General features: G+C 61.3%; 26 protein-coding genes and 1 pseudogene. 21 read left to right on the forward strand and 6 right to left on the reverse strand.

Annotated features, from left to right (window positions below; translation table 11 throughout):
• Positions 1-5: 5 nt before the first annotated feature.
• The 6 genes from NKI69_RS13595 (at position 6) to NKI69_RS13620 (ending at position 3,779) form a co-directional block, all read left to right on the forward strand.
• Positions 6-314 (forward strand): hypothetical protein, encoded by a 309-nt coding sequence (locus NKI69_RS13595; RefSeq protein WP_023809784.1) that lies wholly within the window; start codon positions 6-8, stop codon positions 312-314.
• A gap of 136 nt (positions 315-450) precedes the next feature.
• Positions 451-1,038, forward strand: coding sequence for a hypothetical protein (locus tag NKI69_RS13600; protein ID WP_081734780.1), 588 nt, complete (start codon positions 451-453; stop codon positions 1,036-1,038).
• A gap of 252 nt (positions 1,039-1,290) precedes the next feature.
• Positions 1,291-2,817 carry an ABC-F family ATP-binding cassette domain-containing protein gene (locus tag NKI69_RS13605; RefSeq protein WP_023809787.1) on the forward strand — a complete coding sequence of 509 codons (1,527 nt, stop codon included), beginning with the start codon at positions 1,291-1,293 and terminating at the stop codon, positions 2,815-2,817.
• A 78-nt stretch (positions 2,818-2,895) separates the two neighbouring features.
• A complete protein-coding gene (locus NKI69_RS13610; protein WP_023809788.1) occupies positions 2,896-3,174 on the forward strand; it encodes a type II toxin-antitoxin system RelE/ParE family toxin in 279 nt (92 codons plus the stop codon).
• A 27-nt stretch (positions 3,175-3,201) separates the two neighbouring features.
• Entirely contained in the window at positions 3,202-3,510 is a 309-nt protein-coding gene (locus NKI69_RS13615; protein ID WP_023809789.1) for a HigA family addiction module antitoxin, read from the forward strand.
• A gap of 110 nt (positions 3,511-3,620) precedes the next feature.
• Positions 3,621-3,779, forward strand: coding sequence for a hypothetical protein (locus tag NKI69_RS13620; protein ID WP_023809790.1), 159 nt, complete (start codon positions 3,621-3,623; stop codon positions 3,777-3,779).
• Positions 3,780-3,795: 16 nt separating this feature from the next.
• Here the strand turns inward: NKI69_RS13620 and NKI69_RS13625 are convergent, their stop codons facing one another.
• The gene (locus tag NKI69_RS13625; RefSeq protein WP_023809791.1) at positions 3,796-4,410 is read right to left on the reverse strand and encodes a glutathione S-transferase family protein; all 615 of its coding nucleotides are present in this window, start codon (positions 4,408-4,410) and stop codon (positions 3,796-3,798) included.
• Positions 4,411-4,648: 238 nt separating this feature from the next.
• On the opposite strand from NKI69_RS13625, the gene NKI69_RS13630 reads away from it, so the two are divergent.
• Both NKI69_RS13630 and NKI69_RS13635 read left to right on the forward strand, forming a co-directional pair.
• Positions 4,649-5,077 carry a VOC family protein gene (locus NKI69_RS13630; RefSeq protein WP_023809793.1) on the forward strand — a complete coding sequence of 143 codons (429 nt, stop codon included), beginning with the start codon at positions 4,649-4,651 and terminating at the stop codon, positions 5,075-5,077.
• A gap of 75 nt (positions 5,078-5,152) precedes the next feature.
• Positions 5,153-5,506, forward strand: coding sequence for a DUF1428 domain-containing protein (locus tag NKI69_RS13635; protein WP_352721641.1), 354 nt, complete (start codon positions 5,153-5,155; stop codon positions 5,504-5,506).
• Between the two features lie 144 nt (positions 5,507-5,650).
• Here NKI69_RS13635 and NKI69_RS13640 read toward each other — a convergent pair whose 3' ends face one another.
• Entirely contained in the window at positions 5,651-7,273 is a 1,623-nt protein-coding gene (locus NKI69_RS13640; RefSeq protein WP_245273128.1) for a tetratricopeptide repeat-containing sulfotransferase family protein, read from the reverse strand.
• A gap of 94 nt (positions 7,274-7,367) precedes the next feature.
• On the opposite strand from NKI69_RS13640, the gene NKI69_RS13645 reads away from it, so the two are divergent.
• From NKI69_RS13645 to NKI69_RS13675, 7 genes and pseudogenes are all read left to right on the forward strand, one after another.
• Positions 7,368-7,778, forward strand: coding sequence for a hypothetical protein (locus tag NKI69_RS13645; protein WP_155930562.1), 411 nt, complete (start codon positions 7,368-7,370; stop codon positions 7,776-7,778).
• 219 nt (positions 7,779-7,997) lie between these two features.
• Positions 7,998-8,204 carry a cold-shock protein gene (locus tag NKI69_RS13650; protein WP_023809797.1) on the forward strand — a complete coding sequence of 69 codons (207 nt, stop codon included), beginning with the start codon at positions 7,998-8,000 and terminating at the stop codon, positions 8,202-8,204.
• A 144-nt stretch (positions 8,205-8,348) separates the two neighbouring features.
• A complete protein-coding gene (locus tag NKI69_RS13655) occupies positions 8,349-8,618 on the forward strand; it encodes a hypothetical protein (RefSeq protein WP_023809798.1) in 270 nt (89 codons plus the stop codon).
• Positions 8,615-8,878 carry a hypothetical protein gene (locus tag NKI69_RS13660; protein WP_352721643.1) on the forward strand — a complete coding sequence of 88 codons (264 nt, stop codon included), beginning with the start codon at positions 8,615-8,617 and terminating at the stop codon, positions 8,876-8,878. The genes NKI69_RS13655 and NKI69_RS13660 overlap by 4 nt, the downstream gene beginning before the upstream one ends.
• 39 nt (positions 8,879-8,917) lie before the next feature.
• Positions 8,918-9,055, forward strand: coding sequence for a hypothetical protein (locus NKI69_RS13665; protein ID WP_164482279.1), 138 nt, complete (start codon positions 8,918-8,920; stop codon positions 9,053-9,055).
• A gap of 99 nt (positions 9,056-9,154) precedes the next feature.
• Complete coding sequence (locus NKI69_RS13670) at positions 9,155-9,373, forward strand: hypothetical protein (protein ID WP_136615974.1); 219 nt, start codon at positions 9,155-9,157, stop codon at positions 9,371-9,373.
• A 221-nt stretch (positions 9,374-9,594) separates the two neighbouring features.
• A pseudogene (locus tag NKI69_RS13675) lies at positions 9,595-11,075 on the forward strand (EAL domain-containing protein).
• A gap of 31 nt (positions 11,076-11,106) precedes the next feature.
• Here NKI69_RS13675 and NKI69_RS13680 read toward each other — a convergent pair.
• Positions 11,107-11,523, reverse strand: coding sequence for a Kazal-type serine protease inhibitor domain-containing protein (locus tag NKI69_RS13680; protein WP_031212712.1), 417 nt, complete (start codon positions 11,521-11,523; stop codon positions 11,107-11,109).
• 494 nt (positions 11,524-12,017) lie between these two features.
• On the opposite strand from NKI69_RS13680, the gene NKI69_RS13685 reads away from it, so the two are divergent.
• The 3 genes from NKI69_RS13685 to NKI69_RS13695 all read left to right on the forward strand — a co-directional run bounded on the left by NKI69_RS13685 (position 12,018) and on the right by NKI69_RS13695 (position 13,374).
• A complete protein-coding gene (locus tag NKI69_RS13685) occupies positions 12,018-12,230 on the forward strand; it encodes a cold-shock protein (protein WP_006202520.1) in 213 nt (70 codons plus the stop codon).
• A gap of 320 nt (positions 12,231-12,550) precedes the next feature.
• Positions 12,551-12,763, forward strand: coding sequence for a cold-shock protein (locus tag NKI69_RS13690; RefSeq protein WP_013530020.1), 213 nt, complete (start codon positions 12,551-12,553; stop codon positions 12,761-12,763).
• 182 nt (positions 12,764-12,945) lie between these two features.
• Positions 12,946-13,374, forward strand: coding sequence for a BA14K family protein (locus NKI69_RS13695; protein ID WP_023809802.1), 429 nt, complete (start codon positions 12,946-12,948; stop codon positions 13,372-13,374).
• A 127-nt stretch (positions 13,375-13,501) separates the two neighbouring features.
• Here the strand turns inward: NKI69_RS13695 and NKI69_RS13700 are convergent, their stop codons facing one another.
• The 3 genes from NKI69_RS13700 to NKI69_RS13710 all read right to left on the reverse strand — a co-directional run bounded on the left by NKI69_RS13700 (position 13,502) and on the right by NKI69_RS13710 (position 15,634).
• Entirely contained in the window at positions 13,502-14,140 is a 639-nt protein-coding gene (locus NKI69_RS13700; protein ID WP_024505622.1) for an MBL fold metallo-hydrolase, read from the reverse strand.
• A 137-nt stretch (positions 14,141-14,277) separates the two neighbouring features.
• Complete coding sequence (locus NKI69_RS13705) at positions 14,278-14,595, reverse strand: hypothetical protein (RefSeq protein WP_023809804.1); 318 nt, start codon at positions 14,593-14,595, stop codon at positions 14,278-14,280.
• A gap of 145 nt (positions 14,596-14,740) precedes the next feature.
• Positions 14,741-15,634 (reverse strand): branched-chain amino acid aminotransferase, encoded by an 894-nt coding sequence (locus tag NKI69_RS13710; RefSeq protein WP_023809805.1) that lies wholly within the window; start codon positions 15,632-15,634, stop codon positions 14,741-14,743.
• 246 nt (positions 15,635-15,880) lie between these two features.
• Here NKI69_RS13710 and NKI69_RS13715 point away from each other — a divergent pair, with 246 nt between their 5' ends.
• The 3 genes from NKI69_RS13715 to NKI69_RS13725 are packed head-to-tail and all read left to right on the forward strand — an operon-like array spanning position 15,881 to position 18,585.
• Positions 15,881-16,414, forward strand: coding sequence for a MarR family winged helix-turn-helix transcriptional regulator (locus NKI69_RS13715; protein ID WP_023809806.1), 534 nt, complete (start codon positions 15,881-15,883; stop codon positions 16,412-16,414).
• A complete protein-coding gene (locus tag NKI69_RS13720) occupies positions 16,401-17,120 on the forward strand; it encodes a response regulator (RefSeq protein ID WP_013530014.1) in 720 nt (239 codons plus the stop codon). The genes NKI69_RS13715 and NKI69_RS13720 overlap by 14 nt, the downstream gene beginning before the upstream one ends.
• Before the next feature lie 49 nt (positions 17,121-17,169).
• Positions 17,170-18,585 carry an ATP-binding protein gene (locus NKI69_RS13725; RefSeq protein WP_023809807.1) on the forward strand — a complete coding sequence of 472 codons (1,416 nt, stop codon included), beginning with the start codon at positions 17,170-17,172 and terminating at the stop codon, positions 18,583-18,585.
• The last annotated feature ends 154 nt before the right edge of the window (positions 18,586-18,739 follow it).

The raw sequence follows: 18,739 nt of genomic DNA on the forward strand, positions 1-18,739 counted from the left end.
AGGTGATGGTCGTCGTTCGCAGACTTGATGAAGAGGAGTTCAAGGCTTGCTTTGCCGAGCCGATGACGAATATCACCGCGACGGCGAATGCTGTCGTAGACATATGGCCCTATGTCGACGCGCTAAATCTGGACGAAGTCGGCGTGCCCTATTTGAACGACGTCCACTATGTTTACCGGGACGTTCAAAACCGGTTTGATCAAGTTTTGATTGGCACCGGCAGGTTCAACGCCCTGCTTGTGATCGTTGTCGATCTCGGCAGAAGCGCGGTGTTCGGCATTTCCTACTCGATCTCAACAAAGAATATGGACTAAGCGGCGGTTACTTGAGACCTGTCTGATCCGGCCCTTTGACCTGTGAAGCTCAATCAATCAGCTGGGTAGCACAATGGTCAGGGCAGGCGGAATATGCTCCCTGCGACGGGATATCCAGCCAACCAAGGTTTGATCGATGCGACAGCGAGGCAAACTCCATATTCTCCCCCTAATCTTAGGTAGCAAAGACACGCCTTTGCGGGCCGGAGCTGATCTCGGTCCGGTCGAGAAACACCTTGGCTTTCCTAAATGGTTGTATGTCTATCAGGATCAGCCGTGCGGCTTTCTTCTGGGTTATGGCGATCTGGAAATCGACATTTTGACCAGGCGCAATCGAGCACGCGTCCATCGCATCAGCATCAAACTTTGGGACATGCCTGATGTCCCCAAGCCTTTGCCTTTGAAATGGAGCGGCAACAGCCAAATCGATCTCGATGGCTTTAGCCCGGCAATGACGATTTCGGCCGCCAGGACGCTCCTCGCAGGTCTAGGACTGCATGCCGAGGAATATAAGGTGGAAAGCGTATCTGAAACTGTCCGCCGGCTCGTGCTCCCCCACGCCGAGCTTCATTTCTTCAAGGGACCGGAAGAACCGATCCTGATGGAGTTTCACTTCCTGACACCGCAGGAAATCCAGGGAAATAAGGGGGACTGGGTAATCCGCCGCGAGACTAAGGCCGGCCTGCAGAGGACACACTTGCCAGCGGCCCCACCTTTGGTGTAGCCAGTCCACACACTCGAACGTTTTGAAAGGAGGGCTCACGTGTTTACGTTTCATCGTCACCATCGTCAGCGTGGCCCGATTTCTGCCCTGCGAGCTTGCTTGCAGGGCTGACCAGGGACGGTCCGGGTTTTCCCGCTTCGATTTTTTGGTCTGCCCTTCGTGGTTTTGCAACGCCGAGCCTGATGGCCAGCCTGCGCACCGTCAAAGTGCATTGAACCGGACTTTTCCTCCGGCAAGACCAGAGAAATCAAAATGGCCCTGATCAGCCTCAAATCCCTCGGCGTCACCATGAGTGCGCCGCTGTTTGCCAATCTCGACCTCACCATCGGCTCCGGCGACCGGCTCGGCATTGTCGCCGCCAATGGCCGCGGCAAGTCGACCTTGCTGAAATGCCTGACCGGCGAGATGGAGCCGACCTCCGGTGACATCACCCGCACGCGCGGCCTGCGCGTCGGTCATGTCGAGCAATCCGTTGCCCCGGCCCTTCTCACCCGCAGCTTCCATCAGGTAGTGGCCGACGTCTTGCCGCCCGAGCAGGCTGAAAGCGAGCTGTGGCGCGTCGACGTGGTTCTCGATTCACTCGATGTGCCGGAGCCCATGCGCGAGCGGCCAATGCAGGCGCTGAGCGGCGGCTGGCAGAGACTGGCGCTGATCGCCCGCGTCTGGGTGACAGATCCGGACGTGCTGCTGCTCGACGAACCGACCAACCATCTCGATCTGGCCCGCATCAGCCAGCTCGAAACTTGGCTGAACACGCTGCCGCGCGAAGTGCCGGTCGTCATCGCCAGCCACGACCGGGCCTTCCTCGACGCCACCACCAACCGGACGCTGTTCCTGCGCCCTGAACAGTCGCCGGTGTTTGCTCTGCCCTACTCCCGCGCCAGACAGGCGCTCGACGACGTCGATGCTTCGACGGAGCGCAAGTTCCAGCGCGACATGAAGGTGGCGCAGCAATTGCGCCGACAGGCGGCCAAGCTCAACAACATCGGCATCAATTCGGGCAGCGATCTGCTGACGGTCAAGACCAAGCAACTCAACCAGCGGGCCGAAAAACTAGAGGAAGCGGCGAACCCGGCGCATCGCGAGAAGTCGGCGGGTGCCATAAAACTGGCCAATCGCGGCACTCACGCCAAAGTGCTGATCACGCTCGACGACGCGGCTGTCGAAACACCCGACGGCACACTGCTGTTTCAGACCGGCAGGCGCCATATCTGCCAGGGCGACCGCATCGTGCTGCTCGGCCGCAATGGCGTCGGCAAGTCGCGCTTCGTCACCTTGATCCGCAATGCCATCATCGAACCGGACACGTTGCGGAATGTGAAGGTGACGCCGTCGACCGTGCTCGGCTACAGCGACCAGGCGCTGTCCGGCATCAGCGGCGACGACACGCCGCTGGCGATGGTCTCGCGCCGCTACGATGTCGGCGAGCAGCGCGCACGGTCCTTGCTGGCCGGCGCCGGCGTGGTCATCGAGATGCAGGAGAAAAAGATCGGCGTGCTGTCCGGCGGCCAGAAGGCGCGGCTGATGATGCTGGCCCTCAGGCTCGCCGATCCCAACTTCTATCTGCTCGACGAGCCGACCAACCATCTCGACATCGACGGCCAGGAAGCGCTGGAAGCGGAACTGCTGGCACATCAGGCAAGCTGCGTGCTCGCCTCGCACGACCGCTCCTTCATCCGCGCCATCGGCAACCGCTTCTGGCTGATCGAGAAGCGGAAGCTCACCGAAGTCGAAGACCCGGAGGATTTCTTCCGCTCGGTGGTTGAAACGGCAGGATGAGGCCAACGGAGTCGACTGGCATGTAAATTATTTGCTTACAGACCTTGTTTTTTGTAAGCAATCTGTTTACATATACCGATGATCAAGTCCTTCAAGAACAAGGCGCTGTCGGACCTCTTTCAAACTGGAAAGACCGGCAAGATCGACGCCAAGATGCACAAGCGCATTCTTGTCCGGCTTGACCGCCTGGAAGCTTCGGAGAAGCCGGAGGAAATGAACCTTCCCGGCTTCGATTTCCACCCGCTGAAAGGCTTCGATCCAATCCGCTACACGGTCCACGTCAACGGCCCGTGGTGCATCACATTCGAGTTCGACGGCAAGGATGCCGCCCGCGTCGATTTCGAGCAATATCACTGAGGCGGCCAGACTGGAGAAGTTCGACTTATGACCGTGCACGAGCCGACGCGTCCTATTGAGCGTTGTCCCTCCCACCCAGGAGCGCTGCTTGAGGACATTATCCCGGCAACTGGCAAGACCAAGGTGGAAATTGCAAATCTGCTCGGGATCTCCCGGCAGCATCTCTATGACATCATCCGCGAAAAGAAGCCGGTTTCACCGGCTGTGGCCGCTCGCCTTGGCAAGCTGTTCGGCGACGGAGCCGCGATCTGGCTTCGAATGCAGGCGGCTTTCGATGCCTGGCACGCAGAGCGTGAGGTTGATGTTTCAGCGATCCCTACGCTCAGGGTTGCGTAGGTCCGTACGGCAGCATTCGAATAGACCATCAGACGGTCGGATAGCCTCAGCCAGCCCCGTCCTTGGGATGCCGACACGATGATGCCGGCGCCAACCCAGGGAGAATTATCATGTCGGTTCTTTCATCCATCGGTCGCATCGCAACCCGGTATGCGGCAGCGCGCGCTCGTCACCGCAGCGAGCGCATCCTGCTTTCACTGCCTGCCTCGCTGCGCAAGGATATCGGTTTTCCGGACGTCTTCGACGCGCAGAACGGCCGCCGCCCCTGACCTCGCGAGGCGCCAGTCAGTCATGCGTATCGCCTGAAAGCGGTGTCGCCTGCATCGATACGCGTTTTTCGAAAGCCTCGAACCAGTGCGTCAGCCGCGCCCGCGAGCGAAAAGGCGGCAGGTGTCGGAACGCCATCCAGGACAGCGTGGTGGCCAAGGCGATGTGGCCGACATGGAGCGGTGCCTCGTCGTCCAGCGTACTTTCGATCCAGTCGTAGCTCGCCTCGATCTTTTCCCGGTATCCGTCGGCGAGAGCGCTATAACGCAGCTGTTCGGGTCTTCTTTCCGTCTCCCAGCGCAAAGCGATGCCTGTCTGCGCGAGGCCCTGGGCGACCGACTGCAGCCGCAACGCCTGCCAGCGCGCTTCGCCATCTTGCGGCAGCAGCTTGCGGCCGTCATGCAGCGTGTCGAGATAGGCGCAGATGACATCGGAGTCGAAGATCGGCGACGCGTCGGGCCGCAGCAGCACCGGTACTTTGCCGAGGGGATTTTCGGCGTAGACGCGAGCATTGTGCAAGGTCGGACTGGTCTCGTGATGAATGACCTCGAGCCGATCGGCAATGCCGGCCTCATGAGCGAAAACGAGCGCTTTGCGCGCAAAGGGTGAATGGGTCTGATAGTAGAGGATCATTGTCATCTCGGGGCTGAAGCGGCGTTCGCGTGATCCATCTGTTCTAGCCCGCGAGCAGCGAGAATTGCGCTCTGATTGGGGGCCGCCGACGCAAGTTCGTTTCACGTCTCTCGTTCAGCTGCCGGCTGCCTGGCCAGTCCAGGGCCGGTCGGCCAAAAAAAATCTCCCGGCCATGTAGGATCGCCGCCGCCTCATCCGTCCTTTGGCTCGCAACGCCAAACGCAAAGAGGAACAACAAATGACTGACCAGACCCCCGTTCAGCCCGCGGCCAAAGTGCTCGGCGGATTGACCCCCTATCTGCAGTTGGATGGCGCCTTCAAGGCTGCCGAATTCTACAAGAAGGCCTTCGGCGCGGAGCAGGTCTTTGCCTATCCGGCGGACGAAAAAGGCCGCACCATGCACATTCACCTCTACATCAACGGCTCGACGCTCATGCTCTCCGATTTCTATCCGGAAAACGGAATGCCCGCCGTCAAGCCGCAGGGTTACACAATGCAGCTTCACCTCGGCAGCGACGATATCGAAGCCTGGTGGAAGCGCGCCGTCGATGCCGGCTGCGAAGTCGCCGTGCCGCTCCAGGTCATGTTCTGGGGTGATCAATGGGGCAATATGCGCGACCCGTTCGGCGTCGAATGGGCGATGAACGCGCCGGTGAAGAAAGCCTGATCTGCCGCCGATGGCCCGAGCCCCTCACCGGCCAGCGCCGGTGAGGCCCCGTGAACTTCCAGGAGGAGATCCAAAATGTCCTATGTCGATGGTTTCGTACTTGCCGTATCCAAGGCAAAACTCGATGACTACAAGAAGCTGGCCAACCTCGCAGGGCCTATCTGGAGGGAACATGGCGCGCTCGCCTATGTCGAATGCATCGGCGACGACGTGCCCTATGGCGAGGTCACGTCCTTCCCGCGTGCCGTGCAGGCCAAGGACGACGAGATCGTCGTCTTCGCCTGGGCCGTCTATGAGTCGCGGGAGAGCCGCGATGCCGTCATGGCCAAGGTGATGGCCGACTCGCGCTTGAAGGCCGATTGGGCGGACATGCCGTTCGACGGCAAGCGCATGATCTTCGGTGGCTTCAAGCCATTCATTGAGCTTTGAGCAGCCGGTAGCGATTAGAAGAAGCCTCAGCTTCGTCATCCTAGGGCGAAGCAGGAGCGAAGCTCCGTCGCGAAGCCCCTAGGATGACGACGCGGGTGCTTAGGCCAATCTCTAAGGCCACGCGATCAGCTAGATAGCGTTGCACTAATCCAGCTTGTCCAGCAACGGCTTGAGCCGGTCTCCATAGCGCTTCCACAGATCGACCGACCCCTGATACATCGGCTGGCGCACCTGTGCGGCTGAAGCCGTGCGAACCGGTCGGTCGGTTTCGTGGAACGATAGTGCCGCATCGTCCCAAGGCAGGCCGAGATGAGCGATCAATGCCCGCGTCTGTCCGTCCTGGTCGGCGACAAAATCCTCGTAGCGTACATCATGCACGACGCCCGGCAGCACCGTGTGCCAATGCTTCATGATGTCGGTGTAGAGATTGTGGAAGTCGGCGAGCTCGCCGAGATCGTAGCCATAGCGATGGCTGTCGCCGCGGAAATGCACCTTGTAGATCGACAGGCAGGTGGCCGCTGCATCGCGCGCGCAGTGGATGATCCTGGCCTTCGGCATCATCATGTGGATGAAGCCGACAAGCAGGAAGTTGCCTGGCATTTTGTCGGTGACGTGACGCATGTTCGTATAGCGGGCATGCAGCATGTCGAGATAGGCTTGGCCTGCCTCGGCAAAATCCGCATCGCCGGTATCCGATACGCCCCATGGGAAGCCACCCGGCATGGTCGCCGGGAACTGCCTGCCGACCGCCTTCTTCAAGATGCTGAGCTCGCCTGCGCCGTAGACCTGCGGATGGCTGGCAATGATCTGCTCGACCAGCGTCGTGCCCGAACGCGGCATGCCGACGACGAAGATCGGCGTGTCGTCGCTGATTGAGCTGGGCCTGTGCTTCTCGAAGAAGCCGGCATCGAAGGTGGCCTTCATCGCCTCGAACTCGGCCCGCGTCCTGGCCTGATCGTAGTCGATGCCTTTGCGGCGGATCGCATTGCCTTCGGCGAAATAGTCGAAGGCCCGGCCATAATCCCTGAGATCGTCATTCGCCTTGCCGAGTCCGAAAGACAGCTGCATGCGTGCCAGGCTGTCCTGCGGCGCCTTGGCATGCTGGGCCTCCATGCCCCCAAGCTCGCTGTCGCGCTCCTTCTGGCGCTTGACCTGCGTCAGCATCAGCCAGGCTGTGGCCATGGCGGGATTGATCGCCAACGCCTGCCGGAACAGGTCGGCCGCCTCGTCAAGCTTGCCCTTTTCCATCAACCCGACGCCGAGCCCGTGCAGCAGGTCGGCATCCTTGGGCCGGATCGTCAGCGCTTCGCGGAAGACGGCGAGCGCCTCATCCAGCCGCCCGGCTTCCTGCAGGGTTTCGGCAAGCCCGATGCGGGCGCGCACATGAAATGGGTTGCGTGCAACCGTGCCGCGATAAATCTCTTCGGCCTCTTCGAACTGGCCGACCTGCTTCAGCGATGAGCCTAGATTGTCGCGCGCCGCGAGCTGGTCCGGCCGCAGATCCACCGCCCCGCGGAAGAAATCGATGGCCGCAGCAGGGCGGCCGAGGTCGCGCATCACCGTCCCGAAATTGTTGAGGAAATCGGGATTCGTCGGCTGCAGGCTCACCGACCGTTCGATGAGATCCAGCCCTTCTTCGCTGCGCCCGGTCTGGTGCAGCAGCAGTCCCAGGAAATGCGCGGCGGCGGCGTGCTTGGGCTGACGCGCCAGCACCTGCCGGTAGATCGTCTCAGCCTCTTGCCGGCGCCCGGCCTGATGCAGTTGCAACGCCTGCTGCACATACTGGTCGAGGCCCAGCGGCGGCTGTCCGCCTGCGCCAGACCTGGCTCCCGCACCCGCCGCTCGTCTTTGATCTCTGTTGATGGGAAACCTGCCGTGTTTTGTCCGCCTGTGGCGATCTAAGCCATCGGCGCCGCAGGTTCAAGGCTTCGCCTGCTGTCTCGTCCTTTCGTCGGTGCGGAAAGATCAAATCAGGCGATTGGTCTCGGCAACCTGCCTGGCACGCCGGACCGTTCCATCGGTGTCGGCGATCCTTCGCTTTGCCGCCTCGTCACTTCTGACAGTCAGCCGCGGCGACAGGACAACCATCGGCTTTGCCATTACCGGCTTTGCGACCGGCGTGATCGTTACGGGGGTGCCTATTGGCGTCTTTACGGACATCACGAGGTCTCCTTCTTCAATTCACAAGAAAAATGAAAATACCGGGAGAATTATTCCCGCTAAGCTTCAAACAGTTTTTGAATTGTATGAATTTGTATCATCATTTTTCTGATAGTTACAGCGCGCAATTTTTTGAATGAAACCCAATTTTATTTTAAAACGCCTTGATTAAATTACAACAAAGGCCTATTTGTACAGGATCGCTTTGGGCCAGAATTGGCATCTCGCGGCGTCAGAGGTTCTCGACCCGCCAATCTCATTCCAAATCATCGATACGGGGCGCGCGGCATATTCGCTCCGCGCGACCATTCTCATTCTTCGAAAGACCGACATGAACACCGGAACCGTGAAGTTCTACAATGGCCAGAAGGGCTTCGGCTTCATTCAGCCGACCGATGGCGGCAAGGACGTCTTTGTCCATGTCAGCGCACTGGAGCGCGCCGGCTTCCCCGGCCTCGCCGAAGGCCAGAAGCTGCAGTTCGAGTTGGAGCGTGACACCAAGGGCCGCGAGTCGGCCGCCAATTTGCAATTGATCTGATCCGGCCGAATTCGATGAACGCTGACCACGGATGTACTGGCAGCTCTCGAAAGCGGCTTATTTCCAGCGACTGCCGGAAATAGGAACGCGGGGCTCGTCCCCGCTTTTTTGTTTTCAGGACCGCTGCTTTGCATAGGTAAGACAATGCCGGACCGCACCACCCACTCCATCGCGCACTTCACCGCACCTTTCGTGCTCGGCGGACTGGAAGGGCAGCTGCCGGCCGGCGACTACGACATCGACCACGACGAAGAGCTGATCGAGGGCATGTCGCGGCTTGCCTGGCGCCGCGTCGCCACTTTCATCCATCTGCCGGCAAGGGCAGCGAAAAACCCGCCCACCAGCCAGCTTGTCGCCATCGATTACCTCGAACTCGAAACAGCGCTGAAGCGCGACAGGGAGAATGCAGCATGATCCGTTTCCAGCAGAATGCGCGCCCGCGTACCGACACGCCCGCGCACCAGTTTTCGATCGGTCAGACCGTGCGCATGAAGAGCCGCACCGGCCTCGTCCAGAAGACCGCCGAACTGTTCCAGATCAAGAGCAGGCTGCCGGTCAAGGATGGTTCGCCGCAGTACCGCATCCGCAGCGAGCAGGAGACCTATGAGCGGGTCACCACCGAAGACAATCTCGAACCGGCAGATCCGGTTGTTGCCGGCAACCCGCTTATCTGAGACCCCACCGCCAAGCCAACACTGAAGCAGGAGCACGACATGTCCAAAGGTCAACAGCGAAGCAACCGCGAAACGCGCAAGCCGAAGAAGGACAAGGTCGTGGCAAAGCCCGCCTCCCCGTTCGGCTCCTCGGTCAAGCAGGCGGAGAGCAGCCTGAAGCCGAAGTCGAAGGGCTGACAAACTGGAGGGCGCGCCTCGTGCGTCCTCTCCGTCGTCCCTCTGTGGGGGACGAATTGACTGAACAGGCCCGCGCAATGCTCTGCCACGGAGGCGCGCTTGAATTTCGTCATCGAGTTCTACCGGTCGCGCGACGCCGACGAAGCCACTCTCGACAAGGTATCACTGGAGGCGCCGAACCTGCGCGCCGCGCTGCAGGGCGCCACCGCGCTGTTCCACACGCTGGCCATGCCGCAAATCCCCGATCGCCTGCGCATTTGCGACGACAATGGCAGCGAGCTTTATGCCGGCCCGGCCGACGGCGCCTATCCGGTTTAGAGCAGCGGTGCTGCCCAACGACTCCATTAAAGTTCACGTAAGATCGAGGCCCTAAGATCCGCCTGAACCGGGCCGCTGCCGCGATTGGTGGCCGAGACGTTGCGGGCGACCACCCACGATCGCCGCTCATACCAGAAGGCAGGAGGCGCATGGACAGGTCGCGCATCATCGTGACGGCGGTGGTGTTGGCCATGCTGGGCGCCATCGTGCCAATCGCGGCTATGTTTCATCTCGCTTGGATTCAGGCCGTCCAAAAGGAACATGAGCGGCTGCAGCTGTTCGCCAGCCGCGCCATCGCCAGGGCCGACATCTCGCTCAAGGATGCCACCGCCGCTTTGCGGCAGATCGACCAGTTCACCGGCATCCGCTGTTCGGCGGACCATATAGCCCGCATGCGGCAACTCACCATCAACACGCGCCCGATCGAAGAAATGGGCTATTTCGAAAACGGCCTGCTTAAATGCTCTTCCTGGGGATCGACCGAAGCGCGCGTTGCGCAATCCACCCCTGACTTCACCACCAGGGACGGCATTGCCGTCACCGCCCGCATGCAGCCGGTGATGAGCGAGGACCATTTTCTGATGGCGCTGCGATACAGGGATCACAACGTCCTTGTCGATCCGGTACGCTTTGTCGACGTCATCGTCGATCCCGGTGTCCAACTCGCCTTGACGACGCAAACGGGCATCCTGCTTGGAGCACTAAACGGCCCTGATCCCGCCCGCGTCGAGAAGATCATCGCCGGCCCCAGCAAAGGCATCGATGACGATCTCCTGTTTGCCACGGCGCGCGAGACGGGCTGGATCGCTGTCGCCACCGAACCGACAAGCCAGATCCTGGGCAGCGTTCGCCAGCAGCAATTTCTGCTGCTCCCGCTCGGCGCCTTCATGGCCGCCTTCATCATCGGCATGGTTGTGTGGCTGTCGCGAAGGCGGCTTTCGCCCTTGGGAGAATTGCAGATCGCCGTACGCAAGCGCGAATTCATCGTCCACTATCAGCCGATCGTCGAACTCAGGACCGGCAATTGCATCGGGGCGGAAGCGCTGGTGCGCTGGAAGCGGCCGAACGGTTCCCTGGTCCGGCCCGATCTCTTCATTCCGCTGGCGGAAGAGAGCGGCCTGATCACGGCGATCACCGATCAGGTCATCGCGATGGTTGTGTTCGACCTGAACAGGCTTCTGGTCGCCGACCGCTCGCTTCACATCGCCATCAATCTCAGCGCAACCGATGTCGGCACCGCGCGGGTCCTGCCTATCATCGAAAACGCGTTGCAGCACACCGGGATCCGGCCCCAGCAAATCTGGCTCGAGGCGACAGAGCGAGGTTTCGTCGATATCAACTCGGCCCGCTCGACGCTCGTTCGTGCCCGCGAACTTGGCCACGCAGTGGCAATCGACGACTTCGGCACCGGCTATTCCAGCCTGTCCTATCTCGAGGGGCTGCCGCTCGATGCGCTCAAGATCGACAAATCGTTCATCGATACGATCAGCACGAATTCCGCCACCAGTTCGTCACCCCGCATATCATCGACATGGCCAAGACACTAAAGCTGAAGATCGTTGCCGAGGGCGTGGAAACGCAGGCGCAAGCCGACTATCTCGCGGCGCGCGACGTCGACTACGCCCAGGGCTGGCTTTTCGCCAAACCCATGCCCGCGTCCGAGTTCATCGCCTACTGTCGCCAGGTGAAGCCGACGGCTTGACGCCTGTCGTCCTCAACAAGGCGCAGCGTTCTCAGCACGGCCCGTCGCCAACGACGCGATAGTCCGCGGCGCGGGCTTCGCAGGAATTGGGGAAGGTGCGCATCTCGCCATGACGGCGGCCGCAGACCGGAGCATATTCGCGGGTGCAGAACGTCTGCTCTTCACCGCCACCGCCACCGCCACCGCCGCCGTCGCGGCACGGGCCGTCGCGCACGATGCGGTAGCCGGCCCGGTCGGCAAGACAGGCATTGGCGAAGGTCTGGCGGTCGCCGCCGCGGCGGGCACAGACCGGCTCGTACTGCTTGCTGCAATATTGCGGTTCGGGCCGTGGCGGACGCGGGCGCGGCCCTGGTCCCTCATCGACGACGACGGTGCAGGCGGCAAGAATTGCCGACAGCAACAGGATGGCAAAACCCTGCCGCGAAAAGATTGCCGCCAGAAATTTCATGATGATCTCCCACGATCGCGTCTCCGGTTATCGATCCTCGCCATTCCCTTGCCAAATGCAACCCCCCGTTTGGGCCCCGCAACGACGACGGCGCCTGGCCCGCAAGGGGGGGTAGCGCGCCGCCGATGTCTGGCCCATTCGTGGGCTGGCTCTGGCCGATGACCCGACCGGCAAGCAAGCCTATGCCGAGCCCATCGATGCCCAAGTCAGTCGATCCTTGCGTCGGGATGCGCCCAGTGTGGCGGCCCGCGGCGGTATCTTGCAACCATCACGTTTCCGTGCGATAAATTCCGTGTTCGGGCATTTGCGACCCGGAGAGCGGAACGTTTTGGACGACCTTTCCCCGATACTGTGAATCTCTGACGGCCCCGTTTTCGGCGGGGGGTTTGACCATGCGCCAATGCATGACTGCCGAAGCAACCACCGGGAACTGCCCTTTGCGCCAGGCGGCGGGCGGGACCACCAAAGACTGAACGGGTGAAGGAGTTTCCCCAATGGCCCAGACCGGCACCGTTAAATTCTTCAACGCGACCAAAGGCTTCGGTTTCATCACGCCCGATGGTGGCGCCAAGGATGTGTTCGTCCATATCTCCGCGATCGAAGCCTCCGGCTTGCGCACGCTCGTCGACGGCCAGAAGGTCACCTTCGACGTCGAGCCGGACCGCATGGGCAAGGGCCCCAAGGCCGTCAACCTCCGCGCAGCCTGAGCCATCGGCGCGCCGCATGTCACTCGGACGTGCGACGGAGGCTCCATGCCTGCACCTGGCCTGGAGAGGGATCTGAATTTTGAAAGGCGCGGCGATCTTCGTCGCGCCTTTTCCTTATCGAAGGCGCGGGCCGGTGATGTCGCCCAAGCCGCCAGGTTCTGGGCAACGACTTGCATAAAAACAAAGACCCAAAGCGCGCCGCAACGTGCTTTAGACGCCCGCAAAACTTTCCCTTGCCGATGACGCTAAAATAAAGGACAAATTTCCACTCGGGCATTTGCCGGCCCGAGACTGGAGTTTATGGGACAAAGGAGCTTCCCATGCCGCAGACCGGCACCGTCAAATTCTTCAACCATGCCAAGGGCTTCGGCTTCATCACGCCCGATGATGGAGCGAAGGATGTTTTCGTCCATATTTCAGCCGTGCAGGCGTCCGGTCTTCCCGGTCTCGAGGATGGCCAGAAAGTGTCGTTCGACACCGAGCCGGACAAGCGCGGCAAGGGTCCCAAGGCCGTCAACCTGTCGGTCGGCTGAGCCGGCTTCAAACCGGCGATCCCAGGCAGATCGCTCCCTTGAGAGCCTATGATTTTTGACGTCTGTTTTGAATAGACACGTAAAAATCCGTTCAGCCCCCGTTCAGCCACGGTCGCATATTAGTCTTCGGTAAAGCCGGACCGCATCCCCGAACTACACGGGCCGGCACGAAGGAGATCGACATGAACCGAATTTTCAAAACCGCCGTCCTGGCCGCTGCCGTGGTCGCTACCACGCTGACGGCCTTGCCCGCCGCCAATGCACGCGACTGGCGCCGTCATCATGGCCATCATGGCAACGGCGATGCCATTGCCGCCGGCGTGCTCGGCCTCGCGGCCGGCGCGCTGATCGGTGGTGCATTGGCCAATGACCGGCCGCCGCCCGGCGCTGACCGCTACTACGATGACGGTTACGATCGTGACGTGGTGATACGCCCGGCCCCGGTGCGCCGCTACTATGCGGAGCCGCGGGTGGTCTACGCCGATCGTTATGCCGAGCCGTGGACGCGTGACTGGTACGAATACTGCTCGGACCGCTACCGCAGCTTCAATTCCCGTACCGGAACGTTCACCGGCAATGACGGCGAACAGCATTTCTGCACTGCCAATTAAACCAAGGGCTTCCCTGCCCCCAAAACAGAAAAGCGCTGACCGCAAGGCCAGCGCTTTTTTGTTGTGGTCCCTACAATGTCAACGGTCGCTTGAGGCTGATGAAAACAGCTACGGTTCCGAGCCTGGTTCAAGTCAAAAAAGGGTTGGTCCGCCTCTCCTCGCCAAAACGTCCGCCGGGACCGTGGCCACAGATGAAGCCGATGTCGTCGCCGAGCGGCAGGAGCTTGTCCTTGATCGAAGCGATCAGCGCCGCGTGGTCGCCGCCCGGCAGGTCGGTGCGGCCGACCGAGCCGCGGAACAGCACGTCGCCGACATGGGCGAACTTGGCCGCGCGGTTGTAATAAACAACGTGACCTGGTGCATGGCCGGGGCAGTGCAGCACCTCGAACACATGGCCACCGAACGACACGGTCTCGCCTTCGGCCAGGAACCGGTCGGGCACGCAGTTACGCGCTCCGGCGATGCCGTAGCGCTTGCCCTGGTTTTCCAGATTGTCGAGCAGCGACTTGTCGGCCTCATGCGGACCGATGATCTCGACGCCGAGCGCCTCCTTCAACTCCATTGCGCCGCCAGCATGGTCGATGTGGCCATGCGTTATCCAGATAGCCCCGGCTGAGATCGCATTGTCCTTCAGCACCGCCAGCACCTTGTCGATATCGCCGCCAGGATCGACGACGACGCCATGCTTGTCATCCATGTCGAACAGGATGGTGCAATTCTGCTGGAACGGTGTGACCGGCACGATGCCGGCATTGAGCTGACCCATGATCGTCCTTTCGATGTTCACGGGTGATGTAGAGGCGCGGACAAAGGGCGTCCACCCTCGAAAGACGAACATCGGTAGCTCCGAAAACGGAAATGGGCGGCCGAAGCCGCCCATTTGAAAAGACCGAAACGGCCTGCCTACTTCTTCATGGCGCCCATGACCGCGCCGAGAATGGCGGTCAAGATCGCGCCGCCGCCGGCGCCGCCGACGATGTTCTGCAGGTTCAGCGCGCTGCCGAGACCGCTCGTTGCTGCTGCCGCAGCCGCCGGATCGACCGCACCGCCACCCAGCAGGCTGCCGAGGATCGCCGCACCGCCGACGCCGCCAATGGCTCCGCCCAGGATTTTGGGAAGCTGACCCATCGCCGCCGTCTTGAGCGCCGCACCGACCGCCTGACCACCGATGACGCCAGTAATCACCTGTATGATGATCGGAAGAAGCGTGTTCATGTCCATATGATTAGTCCCTCCATAGCTGTCAGCCTCCCGGGCCGACACCATCATGAGACGCCGAATTGGACGAAAGTCAAATGCAGAAACGCTGAAATAAAAGGGGCGGCCCGAAAACCGCCCCTACTTCCTAAAAAAGCTGTGACTTTCGTTATTCTGCGGCGATCGCGTGCTTGGGCTGAACGGCCGCAGAATAGTCATTCATAAGATTCTTGGCTATTTCGCCGACCTCGAATCGGTAAGGCCCGATCTCGGAAACCGGCGTCACTTCCGCTGCCGTCCCGGTCAGGAAGCACTGCTCGAAGCTTTCCAGCTCTTCCGGCAGGATGGCGCGTTCAATCACCTCCAAGGCGCGATCCTTGGCCAGCCCAATGACCGTGCGGCGGGTGATGCCGTCGAGGAAGCAGTCGGGCTTGGGTGTGTGAATCTTCCCCTCCTTGACGAAGAAGATGTTGGCTCCGGTCGCTTCGGCGACCTGGCCACGCCAGTCGAGCATCATGGCGTCGGCATAGCCTTTGGCCTCGGCGGCGTGCTTGGACATGGTGCAGATCATGTAGAGGCCGGCGGCCTTCGACTTGGAAGGCGCGGTGCGCGGGTCGGGCCGGCGCCATTCCGCCACATCGAGACGGATGCCTTTCAGCTTCTGCGCAGGATCGAAATAGCTCGGCCATTGCCAGATGGCGATGGCGCAGTTGATGCGGTTGTTCTGCGCCGAGACGCCCATCTGCTCACTGCCGCGCCAGGCAATCGGCCGGACATAGGCGTCCTGGAAACCCTGCTTCTTGAGAAGCGTGGAAGAGGCGTCGTTGAGCTCGGCCACCGAATAGGGGATATTGAAACCGAGCAGGCGTGCCGATTCATGCAGGCGCTCGGTGTGTTCGTTGAGCTTGAAGATCTCGCCGCCATAGGCACGCTCTCCCTCGAAAACGGCGCTGGCGTAATGCAGCCCGTGCGTCAGCACATGGATCTTGGCGTCACCCCATTGGACGAATTCGCCGTTCATCCAGATGAAGCCATCGAGTTGATCGAAGGGAACGGATGCCATGGTAACCTCCCACGGGCGGCAGCCCGGATAGTTGTATCGTTGTGTGTTTCGTGTCGGCCGCCCAAAGCGGCTTTTATGGTGGAGCGTAGGCGGATAATTGCGCTCTGGCAAACTTAGGAAATTCCGGAAAAACCGGCTTCCCTTGCCTTTTCGTTCGCAATCCGCCCAAAAGCTTGTCAAAAATTACCATTGCAGGGAAATTACGTCAATAGTACTGACATAATCTCTCTTTCCCACGGAGAAATAATGACGGATCGAAGCCCAGCCGCCGGAAAACCGATCAGGACCGCGATGTCGGTCGAGGACGGCATCGACTTCGCCATCATCGAACTGCTCTTCTTTGCCTATCGCGACTTCACCTCCGATCCGGACCAGATCCTGGCCGACTACGGCTTCGGCCGTGCCCATCACCGGGTGCTGCATTTCGTCAACCGCAGGCCTGGCCTGACGGTCGCCGAACTGCTCGACGTGCTGAAGATCACCAAGCAGAGCCTGGCCCGCGTGCTCAAGCAATTGATCGACACCGACCATGTCGTGCAGTTGCAAGGTCCGCGCGACCGCCGCCAGCGCGAGCTTTACCCGACGGCCAAGGGCCGTGCGCTGGCGTTGGCGCTGGCGCGGCCACAGTCGCGCCGCATCCATGCTGCATTGGGAGATTCCGGAATAGCCGAACGAACCTTGGTGGAACGGTTCCTCGAAGCGATGGTCAATCCGGAACTGAGGGCGCAGATCGACGTTGGGTCCGCAAAAATGTCAGGGAAAAGCCATGGAGAGCACTGAACGGGTCGATCACGCGGCCGCACCGGACGACGACGCGCCACACCTGCTTGTGGTCGACGACGACACCCGAATCCGCAATCTTCTCAAGCAGTATCTGACCGAAAACGGCTTTCGCGTCACCGTCGCCGGCAATGCCGGCGAAGCCAGGCGCAAGCTTGCCGGCCTCGACTTCGACCTTCTGGTGCTGGACGTCATGATGCCGGGTGAGACGGGCGTCGACCTGACCAAGTCGCTGCGGGCCGAAAAGAACGTACCGATCCTGATGCTGACGGCCCTGTCGGAGACCGACAGCCGCATCTCAGGGCTTGAGGCCGGCGCCGACGACTACCTGCCGAAGCCGTTCGATCCGCGCGAGCTGATCCTGCGCATCAACAACATCCTTCGCCGTGGTGGCCCGGCGACCACGCCCAAGGTCGAGCAGTTGGTCTTCGGCCCCTACACCTTCCAGATCGCCCGGCGCGAATTGAAGCGTGGCGGCGAGGCGCTGAAGCTGACCGACCGCGAACAGGAGATCCTGGCGATCTTCGCGGCAAGGGCCGGCGAGACGATACCCCGCCACGAGCTTGTCGGTGACGATTCGGAGGTCGGCGAGCGCACCATCGACGTCCAGATCAACCGGCTGCGCCGCAAGATCGAGCGCGATCCGTCCAACCCGGTCTGGCTGCAGACCGTGCGCGGTATTGGGTATCGGCTCAGCGTGGAATAGAATGCCGCCTGCGGCCTGTTGAGCGGCTGCGGGCAAGCGAAATGAGCGAATGGCAACCACGGAACTGGAACAGCCGGGCAATGGCGGCTTGAGCGCACGCGCCGCGCGGACGCTGAAGGCGGTGCCGCGCGCCTGGAACCGCTTCTGGCGCCTCGTCTCGCTCTATATGCCCAAGCGGCTCTATGCCCGCTCGCTGATCATCGTCATCGCGCCGATGATCCTGCTGCAATCGGTCGTCGCCTTCGTCTTCATGGAACGTCATTGGGCAACCGTGACGCAGCGCCTGTCGCAGGCCACCGTGCGCGACATTGCCGCCATCATCGACCTGATCGAGACCTATCCGCGCGATGCCGACTACACCAACATCATCCGCATCGCCCAGGACCGCATGCAGCTGAAGGTCGACCTCTTGCCGCCCGACCCACTGCCCGCGCCCGGTCCAAAGCCGTTTTTCTCGATTTTGGATGATGTTCTCTCGTCCGAGATCACCCGCCAGATCAACCGCCCGTTCTGGATCGACACGGTCGGCAACTCCAACATCGTCGAGGTGCGCGTGCAGCTCGAGGGCAAGGTGCTGCGCGTCTTCGTGCGCCGCAGCCAGGCCTATGCCTCCAACACCCACATCTTCCTGATCTGGATGGTCGGCACCTCGCTGGTGCTCCTGATGATCGCCATCCCCTTCCTGCGCAACCAGATCCGGCCGATCCTGATGCTCGCCGAAGCCGCCGAAAGTTTCGGCAAGGGCCGGCCGATGCCGCGCGACTTCCGGCCGCGCGGCGCCGAGGAGGTTCGCCGCGCCGGCTTTGCCTTCATGCAGATGCGCGAGCGCATCGAGCGCCAGATCGAGCAACGCACCGCCATGCTGACCGGCGTCAGCCATGACCTGCGAACCATCCTCACCCGCTTCAAGCTGCAGTTGGCGCTTTCCGGCGGCAAGGCCGAGACCAAGGCCGCGCTCGACCAGGACATCGACGACATGCAGTCGATGCTCGAAGGCTATCTCGCCTTTGCCCGTGGCGAGGCTTCGGAAGACGCCGGACGGTTCGATCTCGAGGCCTATTTCGAGAAACTCGACGAGGAGGCCAGGCTGCGCAAGCGCAAGCTGTCGACGACGCTTGCCGGAGACCCCGACGTGCATGTGCGGCCGAACGCCTTTGCCCGGCTGATGTCCAACGTGATCGGCAACGCCTTCCGCTATGCCAAGACGGTGGAAGTCAACGCCACCCATGGCCGCGGCTCGCTGCTGGTCACCATCGACGACGATGGTCCGGGCATCCCCGCTGACCGGCGCGAAGACGTGTTCAAACCCTTCGTGCGGCTCGACGAGGCCCGCAACCTCGATGCCAGCGGCACCGGGCTCGGCCTGTCGATCGCCCGCGACATCGCCCGTTCCCATGGCGGCGACATCACCCTTGAAGACAGCCCGCTCGGCGGACTGCGCGCTGTCATCAAGGTTCCCGCATAACGGGGCACGATTCCGAAAAGTGGAAACCGGCTTCATCCGCCCGTCATGAAACCATGATCAAGAGCGTGCATGAAGCGCGCGACCTCAATCGATTCGGCCTTGCCGCCTCACTTCGACCCCGTGCCCGTCCGGGTGCGCTGGAGCGAAGCGAGAG

It is taken from the genome of Mesorhizobium sp. M0491 (assembly GCF_040321265.1).
Lineage (GTDB): Bacteria > Pseudomonadota > Alphaproteobacteria > Rhizobiales > Rhizobiaceae > Mesorhizobium.

Bases quoted from the DNA above. Each gene is read 5' to 3' on its own strand.
- NKI69_RS13595 (WP_023809784.1), top strand. From the start codon at position 6: ATGGTCGTCGTTCGCAGACTTGATGAAGAGGAGTTCAAGGCTTGCTTT.
- NKI69_RS13600 (WP_081734780.1), top strand. From the start codon at position 451: ATGCGACAGCGAGGCAAACTCCATATTCTCCCCCTAATCTTAGGTAGC.
- NKI69_RS13605 (WP_023809787.1), top strand. From the start codon at position 1,291: ATGGCCCTGATCAGCCTCAAATCCCTCGGCGTCACCATGAGTGCGCCG.
- NKI69_RS13610 (WP_023809788.1), top strand. From the start codon at position 2,896: ATGATCAAGTCCTTCAAGAACAAGGCGCTGTCGGACCTCTTTCAAACT.
- NKI69_RS13615 (WP_023809789.1), top strand. From the start codon at position 3,202: ATGACCGTGCACGAGCCGACGCGTCCTATTGAGCGTTGTCCCTCCCAC.
- NKI69_RS13620 (WP_023809790.1), top strand. From the start codon at position 3,621: ATGTCGGTTCTTTCATCCATCGGTCGCATCGCAACCCGGTATGCGGCA.
- NKI69_RS13625 (WP_023809791.1), bottom strand. From the start codon at position 4,410: ATGATCCTCTACTATCAGACCCATTCACCCTTTGCGCGCAAAGCGCTC.
- NKI69_RS13630 (WP_023809793.1), top strand. From the start codon at position 4,649: ATGACTGACCAGACCCCCGTTCAGCCCGCGGCCAAAGTGCTCGGCGGA.
- NKI69_RS13635 (WP_352721641.1), top strand. From the start codon at position 5,153: ATGTCCTATGTCGATGGTTTCGTACTTGCCGTATCCAAGGCAAAACTC.
- NKI69_RS13645 (WP_155930562.1), top strand. From the start codon at position 7,368: ATGGGAAACCTGCCGTGTTTTGTCCGCCTGTGGCGATCTAAGCCATCG.
- NKI69_RS13650 (WP_023809797.1), top strand. From the start codon at position 7,998: ATGAACACCGGAACCGTGAAGTTCTACAATGGCCAGAAGGGCTTCGGC.
- NKI69_RS13655 (WP_023809798.1), top strand. From the start codon at position 8,349: ATGCCGGACCGCACCACCCACTCCATCGCGCACTTCACCGCACCTTTC.
- NKI69_RS13660 (WP_352721643.1), top strand. From the start codon at position 8,615: ATGATCCGTTTCCAGCAGAATGCGCGCCCGCGTACCGACACGCCCGCG.
- NKI69_RS13665 (WP_164482279.1), top strand. From the start codon at position 8,918: ATGTCCAAAGGTCAACAGCGAAGCAACCGCGAAACGCGCAAGCCGAAG.
- NKI69_RS13680 (WP_031212712.1), bottom strand. From the start codon at position 11,523: ATGAAATTTCTGGCGGCAATCTTTTCGCGGCAGGGTTTTGCCATCCTG.
- NKI69_RS13685 (WP_006202520.1), top strand. From the start codon at position 12,018: ATGGCCCAGACCGGCACCGTTAAATTCTTCAACGCGACCAAAGGCTTC.
- NKI69_RS13690 (WP_013530020.1), top strand. From the start codon at position 12,551: ATGCCGCAGACCGGCACCGTCAAATTCTTCAACCATGCCAAGGGCTTC.
- NKI69_RS13695 (WP_023809802.1), top strand. From the start codon at position 12,946: ATGAACCGAATTTTCAAAACCGCCGTCCTGGCCGCTGCCGTGGTCGCT.
- NKI69_RS13700 (WP_024505622.1), bottom strand. From the start codon at position 14,140: ATGGGTCAGCTCAATGCCGGCATCGTGCCGGTCACACCGTTCCAGCAG.
- NKI69_RS13705 (WP_023809804.1), bottom strand. From the start codon at position 14,595: ATGGACATGAACACGCTTCTTCCGATCATCATACAGGTGATTACTGGC.
- NKI69_RS13710 (WP_023809805.1), bottom strand. From the start codon at position 15,634: ATGGCATCCGTTCCCTTCGATCAACTCGATGGCTTCATCTGGATGAAC.
- NKI69_RS13715 (WP_023809806.1), top strand. From the start codon at position 15,881: ATGACGGATCGAAGCCCAGCCGCCGGAAAACCGATCAGGACCGCGATG.
- NKI69_RS13720 (WP_013530014.1), top strand. From the start codon at position 16,401: ATGGAGAGCACTGAACGGGTCGATCACGCGGCCGCACCGGACGACGAC.
- NKI69_RS13725 (WP_023809807.1), top strand. From the start codon at position 17,170: ATGGCAACCACGGAACTGGAACAGCCGGGCAATGGCGGCTTGAGCGCA.